We start from the raw sequence: 6,347 nt of genomic DNA on the forward strand, positions 1-6,347 counted from the left end.
AGCGAGGCCTCGTGCCGCAACGGCGGCCATGTGAACAACGGCCTGGCGGTCGACTACGGCGTGGCGGCCGACCGCCACGGCACGGCCCAGGCCTGCGCCTGGTACCACGCCTTCGACGCGGCGGTCGACAGCGTCGAGCGCGTCGTGCGCGACGAAGGCATCGCTTGCGATTTCGAGCGCAACGGCAAGCTGAAGCTCGCGACCCGGCCGGCGCACTGCGAGGCCCTGGCGCGCAGCGCCGAGCGCATGCGGCGCGAGGTCGACCCCGATGTCGAGTTCATCGACGCCGCGCGCGTGCGGCAGGAGGTCGGCAGCGAGCGCTTCGTCGGCGGCCTGCTGCAGAAGAAGAGTGCGCAGATGCACATGGGCCGCTTCGCGCACGGCCTGGCGAGCGCCGCCGAGCGCCAGGGCGCGCAGATCCACCTCGGCACCGCCGCGACGCGCTTCACGCGGCTGGGCTCGGGCCATGCCCACCGCGTCGACACCGCGCGCGGCTCGCTGCAGGCCGGGCAGCTGCTGCTGGCCACCGGCGCCTCGCAGCACGGCGGCTATGCGAGCTTCGGCTGGCTGCGCCGGCGCATCGTCGGCATCGGCAGCTTCATCATCGTCACCGAGCCGCTCGGCACCGAGCGCGCACGCTCGCTGCTGGCGGTGCGCCGCACCTGCGTCACGGTGGCCAACATCCACCACTACTTCCGGCTGACCGCCGACCACCGGCTGGTGTTCGGCGGCCGCGCGCGCTTCGCGCTCAGCAGCCCGACCTCCGACCGCAAGAGCGGCGCGATCCTGCAGCGCGGCCTGATCGAGACCTTCCCGCAGCTGGCCGGCGCCGGCATCGACTACTGCTGGGGCGGACTGGTCGACATGACGCAGGACCGCCTGCCGCATGCCGGCGAGCGCGACGGCCTGTACTACTCGATGGGCTACAGCGGGCACGGCACGCAGATGTCGGTGCACATGGGGCTGCGCATGGCCGAGGTGATGGCCGGCAATGCCGCTGCCAACCCGTGGCGCGACCGGCCCTGGCCCGCGATCCCCGGGCACCTCGGCCCGCCCTGGTTCCTCCCCGCCGTCGGCTTGTACTACCGCGTCAAGGACATGGTGGCCTGAAATGACGCCGCACGGGCTTCGAACGACAACCCCTTCCCTCCCACTGCACAGAGGAACATGCGATGAACGAGCGCCGGAAGTTTGAAGACCTCGTCGGTCCGCAAGAGAGCACGCGCCTGCTGGGCGCACTGAAGCGCGGCGCCAGCCGGCGCGACGTACTGGCCCTGCTGATGGCGGGCGGCATGCAGGCCACGCTGGCCGGCGGCCTGTCGAGCCTCGCGCTGTCGGCCCACGCCGCCACGCCGAAGCGCGGCGGGCGCATCCGCGTGGCCGGCGCCACCGCGGCGATCACCGACACGCTGGACCCGTCGAAGATGTCGAACCAGACCGACTACTCGCGCGGCACCATGCTCTACAACGGCCTGACCTCGCTCGACGGCAGCCTGACGCCGCAGCCGGCACTGGCCGAATCCTTCGACACCAAGGACGCGAAGACTTGGGTCTTCAAACTGCGCAAGGACGTGAAGTTCCATGACGGCAAGCCGCTGACCCCGGCCGACGTGGTGTTCTCGGTGATGCGCCATAAGGACCCGGCCACCGCCTCCAARGCCAAGGYGCTGGCCGACCAGATCGACAGCGTGAAGGCGAGCGGCGCCAACGAGGTGACGGTGACGCTCTCCGCGCCCAACGCCGACCTGCCGGTGATCCTCGGCACCTTCCACTTCATGATCGTGAAGGACGGCACCACCGACTTCAGCACCGGCATCGGCACCGGCCCGTACAAGCTGAAGGAGTTCAAACCCGGCGTGCGCTCGATCGCGGTGCGCAACGAGGGCTACTGGAAGCCGGGCCAGCCGTACCTCGACGAGATCGAGTTCGTCGGCATCGGCGACGAAGGCGCGCGCGTCAACGCGCTGCTGTCGGGCGACCTCGACCTGGCCGGCTCGGTCAACCCGCGCTCGGTCGAGCGCATCAAGGGCACGCCCGGCTTCGCGGTGTTCAGCACGCAGTCGGGCCAGTACTCCGACCTGATCATGCGCAAGGACCTGGGCCCGGGTGCCAACCCCGACTTCATCCTCGCGATGAAGCACCTGATCGACCGCGAGCAGATGCGCAAGTCGGTCGCGCTCGGCCATGCGGTGCTCGCCAACGACCAGCCGATCGACCCGACCAACCGCTTCCATTTCGCCGGCCTGCCGCAGCGCGCCTTCGACCTCGACAAGGCGAAGTTCCACCTGAAGAAGTCGGGCCTGGGCGACGCGCCGGTGCCGGTGATCGCCTCGCCGGCGGCGCTGTACTCGGTCGAGATGGCGCTGGTGATGCAGCAGTCGGCGCAGAAGATCGGCCTCAACCTGGACGTGAAGCGCATGCCGGCCGACGGCTACTGGTCCAACCACTGGCTCAACAGCGCGGTCGGCTTCGGCAACGTCAACCCGCGCCCGAGCGCCGACACGCTGCTGACGCTGTTCTTCAAGTCCGACGCGGCCTGGAACGAGTCGCGCTGGAAGAGCGAGAAGTTCGACCAGCTGCTGGTCGCCTCGCGCGCCGAGACCGACGCCGCGAAGCGCAAGCAGCAGTACGCCGACATGCAGGTGATGATCCACGAGCAGGCCGGCCTGGGCATCCCGCTGTTCCTGGCCAGCCTGGACGGCCACAGCAGCAAGCTCAAGGGCCTGTCGCCGATCCCGCTCGGCGGGCTGATGGGCTACTCGTTCGCCGAGCACGTCTGGCTGGACGCCTGAGCCACGGCCATGAACGGCTTGATCCTGCGCCTCAGCCTGCAGCGCATCGGCCTCGCGCTGGTGTCGCTGCTGGTCGTCTCGGCCCTGGTGTTCGCGATYACCGCGGTGCTGCCGGGCGACGCGGCGCAGGCCCAGCTCGGCCAGGAAGCCACGCCCGAGACGCTGGCCGCGCTGCGCCACCAGATGGGCCTGGACGTGCCGGCACCGGTGCGCTACGGGCGCTGGCTGGCGGGGCTGCTGCGCGGCCAGCCGGGCGAGTCGATCGTCACCCACACGCCGGTGGTCGACATGCTGGCCAGCCGGCTGCCGAACTCGCTGCTGCTGGCGGCGATCACGGTGCTCGTCGCGGTGCCGCTCGCGCTGCTGCTGGGCATCGCCGCGGCGATGTACCGCGGCTCGCTGTTCGACCGAATCGTCAGCGGCGGCGCCGTCGCCGTGGTGTCGGTGCCCGAGTTCCTCGTCGCGACGCTCGCGGTGCTGGTGTTCGCGGTCGAGCTGCACTGGCTGCCGGCGCTGTCGTACGGCGTCAGCTTCGACTCGCCGCTGAAGATGCTGCGATCGTTCGCGATGCCGGTGATGACGCTGTGCTGCGTGATGGTGGCGCAGATGATGCGCATGACGCGCGCCGCGGTGATCGACCAGCTGAAGGCGCCGTACATCGAGATGGTGCTGCTGAAGGGCGCGACGCCGATGCGCACCGTGCTCGCGCATGCGCTGCCGAACGCGGTCGGCCCGATCGCCAACGCGGTCGCGATGACGCTGTCGTACCTGCTGGGCGGCGTGATCATCGTCGAGACCATCTTCAACTACCCCGGCGTCGCCAGCCTGATGGTCGACGGCGTGACGCAGCGCGACATGCCGCTGGTGCAGACCTGCGCGATGCTGTTCTGCGCCGCCTACCTGCTGCTGGTGACGCTGGCCGACATCTGCAGCATCGTGGCCAACCCGCGGCTGCGCTACCGATGAACAGCACCCCCCTTCCCGTCCGCCCCCGGCGAACACGCACCAGCCCGCTCGCCTGGGCCAGCGCCGCCGTGCTGCTGTTCTGGCTGCTGGCCGCGCTGCTCGGCCCCGGTTTGCTGAGCGACAGCGGCAGCAGCATGGGCGACGCCGCGGTGTTCGCGCCGATGAGCGCGGCGCACTGGTTCGGCACCGACTTCCTCGGCCGCGACGTGTTCGCCCGCGTCGTGCAAGGCACGCGCTACACGGTGGGCGTGGCGCTGGCCGCCACGCTGCTGGCCAGCGGCATGGGCACGCTGCTCGCGCTGCTGGCGGCCGCCAGCGGGCGCTGGGTCGACGCGCTGCTCAGCCGCGCGGTGGACACGCTGACCTCGGTGCCCGGCAAGATGTTCGCGCTGATCATGGTCGCGGCCTTCGGCTCGGCAATGTCGACGCTGGTCGTCACCGCGGCCGTCATCTACCTGCCGGGCGCCTACCGCATCGCGCGCTCGCTCGCCGTCAACATCGACGCGATGGACTACGTGACCGTGGCGCGCACGCGCGGCGAGGGGCGGCTGTACATCATGCTCAACGAGATCCTGCCCAACATCGTCGGCCCGATGGCGGCCGACCTCGGCCTGCGCTTCGTCTACGTGGTGCTGCTGCTCGCGTCGCTGAGCTTCCTCGGCCTGGGCGTGCAGCCGCCGGCCGCCGACTGGGGCTCGCTGGTGCGCGAGAACATCGGCGCGCTGCCGCTGGGCAGCGCCGCCATCATCATGCCGGCGCTCGCGATCGCCAGCCTGACGATCGCGGTCAACCTGCTGATCGACAACCTGCCCGGGCGCTCGGCCCGCGGGGAACGCTGATGGGCGCGCCGGTCACCGTCAGCGGCCTGAACATCGTCGCGCAGACGCGCGACGGCGAGCAGCCCATCGTGCGCGACCTGAGTTTCAGCATCGCCCCCGGCGAGGTGCTGGCGCTGATCGGCGAATCGGGCTCGGGCAAGACCACCACGGCGCTGGCGCTGATGGGCTATGCGCGCAACGGCTGCCGCATCGCCGGCGGCAGCATCCGCATCGGCGATGCCGACGTGCTGGCGCTGACCCCGGCGCAGCAGCGCGCGCTGCGCGGGCGCAGCGTGGCCTACATCGCGCAGAGCGCGGCCGCCTCGTTCAACCCGTCGCGCAGCCTGATGGACCAAGTGGTCGAGCCGGCCCGCATCCACCGGCTGATGCCGCGCGCCGAGGCCGAGGCGAAGGCGGTCGCGCTGTTCCGCGAGCTCGCGCTGCCCGACCCCGACCACATCGGCGCGCGCTACCCGCACCAGGTGTCGGGCGGGCAGCTGCAGCGGCTGATGGCGGCGATGGCGCTGATCAGCGACCCCGACCTGGTGATCCTCGACGAGCCGACCACCGCGCTCGACGTGACGACGCAGAYCGAGGTGCTGCGCGCCTTCCGCCGCGTGGTGCGCGAGCGCCGCGCCACCGCGGTCTACGTGAGCCACGACCTGGCGGTGGTCGCGCAGATGGCCGACCACATCCTGGTGCTGCGCGACGGCGCGATGCGCGAGCTGGGGCGCACCGGGCAGATCCTGCAGGCGCCTGCCAACGACTACACGCAGAGCCTGCTGGCCGCCGCGCAGCCGAAGGTGCGCGATGCCGGCCGGCCAGCCGCCGAGGCCGCCGAGGCCACGGCACGGCCGCTGCTGGAAGTGACCGGCCTCAGCGCCGGCTACGGGCCGCTCGACCGCCAGGGCCGCCCGGCGCTGCCGATCCTGCAGGACATCGACCTGACGCTGCAGCGCGGCCAGGCGATCGGCGTGATCGGCGAATCCGGCTCCGGCAAGACCACGCTGGCGCGCGCGATCGCCGGGCTGATCGCGCCGTCCGGCGGGCACATCGTGTTCGACGGCCGCGAGCTCGGGACCGCGCTGGCCCGGCGCTCGAAGGAAGACCTGCGCCGCATCCAGATCGTGTTCCAGATGGCGGAYACSGCGCTCAAYCCKGCGCACACCATCGAACGCATCCTSGCGCGGCCGCTGCAGYTSTACCGCGGCCTGCGCGGCGCCGCGTTGCGCGCGCGCATCGCGCAGCTGCTCGACCTGGTGCAGCTGCCGGCCACGCTGGCACAGCGCCTGCCCGGCGGGCTGTCGGGCGGCCAGAAGCAGCGCGTGAACCTGGCGCGCGCGCTGGCCGCCGAGCCCGACCTGATCCTGTGCGACGAGGTGACCTCGGCGCTCGACAGCGTGGTCGGCGCCGCGGTGCTCGACCTGATGGCGCAGCTGCGGCGCGAGCTCGGCGTCTCGTACCTGTTCATCAGCCACGACCTGCACACCGTGCGCKCGGTGTGCGACGAGATCGTCGTGATGCAGCACGGCCGCAAGCTCACGCAGGTGGCGCGCGCCGACTTCGAGCGCGGCCCGCACCACCCCTACTACGAACTGCTCGCGCGCTCGGTGCCCGAGCTGCGCTGCGGCTGGCTGGATGACGTGCCCGACGCGCACGACGTGCCGGCCACCGCCTGACCCCCAACCCCTTCTTTCTTCGCGATGCCCCTGACCCTGACCGTTCCGACGCTGCAACGCCAGCAGAACTTCATCGACGCGCGCTGGAGCGA

The 6,347-nt window shown here is 71.3% G+C and carries 5 protein-coding genes; all 5 read left to right on the top strand.

Annotated elements, in window-relative coordinates; genetic code table 11:
- Window positions 1–1,110, top strand: a 1,110-nt coding sequence (locus AC1D12_RS21345; RefSeq protein WP_477842709.1) for an NAD(P)/FAD-dependent oxidoreductase, incomplete at its 5' end; no start/stop codon positions are given.
- Window positions 1,111–1,172: 62 nt separating this feature from the next.
- Entirely contained in the window at window positions 1,173–2,792 is a 1,620-nt protein-coding gene (locus AC1D12_RS21350) for an ABC transporter substrate-binding protein (RefSeq protein ID WP_477842711.1), read from the top strand.
- A gap of 9 nt (window positions 2,793–2,801) precedes the next feature.
- Entirely contained in the window at window positions 2,802–3,758 is a 957-nt protein-coding gene (locus AC1D12_RS21355; RefSeq protein ID WP_477842713.1) for an ABC transporter permease, read from the top strand.
- Entirely contained in the window at window positions 3,755–4,597 is an 843-nt protein-coding gene (locus AC1D12_RS21360) for an ABC transporter permease (RefSeq protein WP_477826909.1), read from the top strand. Before AC1D12_RS21355 ends, AC1D12_RS21360 begins: the two co-directional genes overlap by 4 nt.
- On the top strand, window positions 4,597–6,255 hold the full coding sequence (locus tag AC1D12_RS21365) for an ABC transporter ATP-binding protein (RefSeq protein WP_477842715.1): 1,659 nt from the start codon (window positions 4,597–4,599) through the stop codon (window positions 6,253–6,255). Before AC1D12_RS21360 ends, AC1D12_RS21365 begins: the two co-directional genes overlap by 1 nt.
- Window positions 6,256–6,347: the final 92 nt, after the last annotated feature.

Source organism: Rhizobacter sp. P1_G5 (genome assembly GCF_056405435.1).